General features: G+C 71.6%; 3 protein-coding genes and 1 tRNA gene. 2 read left to right on the top strand and 2 right to left on the bottom strand.

Features of this window, described 5'->3' with window-relative positions; translation table 11 throughout:
- Positions 1-16 precede the first annotated feature (16 nt).
- Both AB1578_23125 and AB1578_23120 read right to left on the bottom strand, forming a co-directional pair.
- Positions 17-92, bottom strand: a tRNA-Asn gene (locus AB1578_23125).
- Between the two features lie 338 nt (positions 93-430).
- Positions 431-1,327 carry a sigma-70 family RNA polymerase sigma factor gene (locus AB1578_23120; protein MEW6490791.1) on the bottom strand — a complete coding sequence of 299 codons (897 nt, stop codon included), beginning with the start codon at positions 1,325-1,327 and terminating at the stop codon, positions 431-433.
- Positions 1,328-1,648: 321 nt separating this feature from the next.
- Between AB1578_23120 and AB1578_23115 the strand changes: the two genes are divergently transcribed.
- Together AB1578_23115 and yqeC are read left to right on the top strand one after the other, a co-directional pair.
- Positions 1,649-2,263 (top strand): nucleotidyltransferase family protein, encoded by a 615-nt coding sequence (locus AB1578_23115; protein ID MEW6490790.1) that lies wholly within the window; start codon positions 1,649-1,651, stop codon positions 2,261-2,263.
- On the top strand, positions 2,260-3,033 hold a 774-nt coding region (yqeC, locus tag AB1578_23110), incomplete at its 3' end, for a selenium cofactor biosynthesis protein YqeC (protein ID MEW6490789.1). The genes AB1578_23115 and yqeC, both read left to right, overlap by 4 nt.

Genomic DNA, 3,033 nt, shown 5'->3' with positions numbered 1-3,033 from the left:
TCCCCGCGCTGGCTTCTGGCTCCGGTGGTAGGACTCGAACCTACAACCCTGCGGTTAACAGCCGCATGCTCTGCCGATTGAGCTACACCGGAAGAAGAGGTCTCGGCGTGGTTCTTCGGGTGGGGGCGGGCCCTGTCCCGAAACGCCGACGGGGTCTTATACCCGCTCCGGCCGCGGGGCGTCAATGAAAAACCCGGCGCCGCGGCTCAGGCCGGGGGGGCTGCGGCGCAATCGAAACCGCACTCGGTATCGGTATCGGTATCGGGCTCGGGCTCGGGCTCGATAGCGATTTCGATTTCGACGTGGACGGCGTCGCCCTGCCCGTTTCCCCTCGGCGGTTGGGGGCAACTCCTCACCAGGCCTCTCGGTTTCCCAAACGGGAGAGGGGCCCCCGCGGGGGCCCCTCTCCAACACCGGGAGCCGGCCGGCTTCAGGCCAGCTCGCGGTAGTCCACGCCCTCCTCGATGAAGGCGCCTTGCAGCTTCGCCAGGGCCTCCACCTGGATCTGGCGGATGCGCTCCCGGGTGACCCCGAAGACCTTGCCGATCTTCTCCAGGGTCATGGGCTCGTCGTCCTCCAGCCCGAAGCGCAGGTCCAGGATCTTCTTCTCCCGCTCGTTCAGGATGGTGAGCTTGCGGCGCAGGAAGCTCTTGATCTTGTCGGTGTGGATCCCCTCCACCGGGTCCTCCACGCTGGGGTCCTCGAGCTTGTCCTGGAGGGTGAAGTCGCCGTCCACGTCCAGAGCCTGGTCGATGGAGAGGATCTTGCGGCGGATGGACTGGAGCCGCCGAACGTAGATCTCGGTAAAGCCCGTTTCCGCGGCCACTTCCTCCTCTGTGGCGGGCCGGCGCAGCGTGCGGCTGAGGTTTTCGGCCACCCGGTTCATGCGGTCGATGTCGTCGGAGACGTGGACCGGGAGCCGGATGGTGCGCACCTGATTGGTGAGGGCCCGCTCGATGGACTGTCGAATCCACCAGGTGGCGTAGGTGGAGAACCGGCAGCCCTTGGAGGCCTTGAACCGCTCCACCGCCTTGATGAGGCCCACGTTGCCCTCTTCGATCAGGTCCATGAAGGGCAGGCCCCGGTTCACGTAGCGCTTGGCGATCTTGACGACCAGCCGCAGGTTCGACTCGATCATTCGGCTGCGGGCGGCTTCGTCGCCCTTCTCGATGCGCAGGGCGAGCTCGATTTCCTCCCGGGGGGTGAGCAGGCGGGTCTTGCGGATGTCGCGAAGGTACAGCCCCATGGAGCTGCTGGGCGGCGCAGGTGCGCGGCGGGCGTCGGCATCGCGGGTCTCGGGCAGGACGACGGCTGCACTCGGACTCATTGCTCCCTCCTGGCAAGGGGTCCTCGAATGGACTCGTGCACTATAGGGGACGGGGAGCGGGGTGCCTAGAGGGGCAAACTTCGTTTTACCCAGAGGGGTATCAAGTGTACCCGATTGGTTATCTATCCCCCGGCCCTCTTCGGGAATTTTTGGGTCCGGGCCGGATGCCGGCGGACCCTCCTTCACCCGGGGTGGCATCCTGTAGTACACCTGTCGGGCATGGGCGCAGGAGCACGGTCGACGCAAGGGGAACCGGGGCGCGGCGGCGACGCCGCCGCGCGAGCCTGTGCCAGGCGTCCCTCGGGGGGAAGGGCGGCGGGGGTGCTCCTGGCTGCGGGGTCTTCCCGGCGCATGGGGGGGATCAACAAGCTCCTCCTGCCGGTGGGGGGCGTGCCCCTGGTGCGGCGGGCGGCCCGCGTGCTCCTGCGTGCCGGCCTGCGGCCGGTGGTCGTGGTGGTGGGTGCGGGCGCAGATGCCATACGGGAGGCCCTCGATGGGCTCCCCGTGCGCCTGGTGGAAAATCCTCGGCATCTGGAGGGCATGGGTACCTCCGTGGCCGCGGGAGTCGCCGCCCTGGGACCGGAGGCGGCGGCGGTCGCGGTGACGGTGGCCGATCTTCCCCGCCTCCGGGCTCGAGACGTGCGCACCGTGGCCGAGGCCCTGGCGGCGTCGGAGCGCGGCATCGCGGTGCCCGTGTGGGAGGGGCGCCGGGGGCACCCGGTCTTCTTCGCCCTGGGCCCGTACCGCCAGCTTCTGGAGGGTCTGGGAGGGGACGAGGGAGCCCGGGGAATCCTCCGGGCCCGGCCCGGCGATGTGCTCGAGGTGGCGGTGAGCCACCCCGGCGGGTTCGACGACCTGGATACCCCCGAGGCGTATCGGTGCCTTTCGGGCGAGGGTCGGCCGGGGGCGCGCGGCGCAGGTGGGAGGCGGCCGTGAGGCAGGTTCCGGCGCGGACCCTGGCCGAGGCCCTGGGGGCGGGAAGGGGGGACCTGGTGGCCCTGGTGGGTGGCGGGGGAAAGACCACGGCCATGTATCGCCTGGTGGAGGAGTGGCGTGCCGCGGGCTTGCGGGGGCTGGCGGCAACCACGACACGGATCGCCGCACCGGCGCCGGGCCAGCCGGAACTGTGCGCGGCCGATACGTGGGAGGCGCTGCGGGGGTTGCTGGAAGGCCGGCAGGGGCGGCCCCTCGTGCTGGGCGGCCACGCCCTGCCGGAGGGCAAGGTGCGGGGGGTTCCCCCCGAGTGGTGCGGCCGGGTGCTGGCCGAGGGTCTGGCCGATGCGGTGGCCGTGGAAGCCGACGGGGCGGCGCGACTCCCGGTGAAGGCCCCCGCCGAGTGGGAGCCGGTGGTCCCGGAGGCCACGTCCCTCTTCGTGGCCGTGGTGGGGTTGTCCTGCGTGGGAACGCCCCTGGACGCCGCCCACGTCTTTCGCCCCGAGCTCGTGGCCGCGGCAACGGGGGTGCGGCCCGGGGAGCCCCTGGGCCCCCGGGCCCTGGTCCGGCTGCTGGCCCACCCCCAGGGGCTGGCCAAGGGGCGGCCCCCGGGGGCCCGCGCCGCCGTGCTGCTCAACCAGGCGGATGGTGCGGCTCAGTTGGCCGCCGCCGAGGAAATCGCCCGGGGCCTGCTCGGGACGCGGGCGGGATACGAACGGGTGGTGGCCGCGGCCCTAGGGGCGGGCCGGGGGGAGCCCGCGGTGCGGGCCGCA

This window comes from Thermodesulfobacteriota bacterium, from assembly GCA_040756475.1.
GTDB lineage: Bacteria > Desulfobacterota > Deferrisomatia > Deferrisomatales > JACRMM01 > JBFLZB01.
Note: the sequence above shows the minus strand (reverse complement) of the source record. Positions and strands in the feature narration are given on the sequence as shown.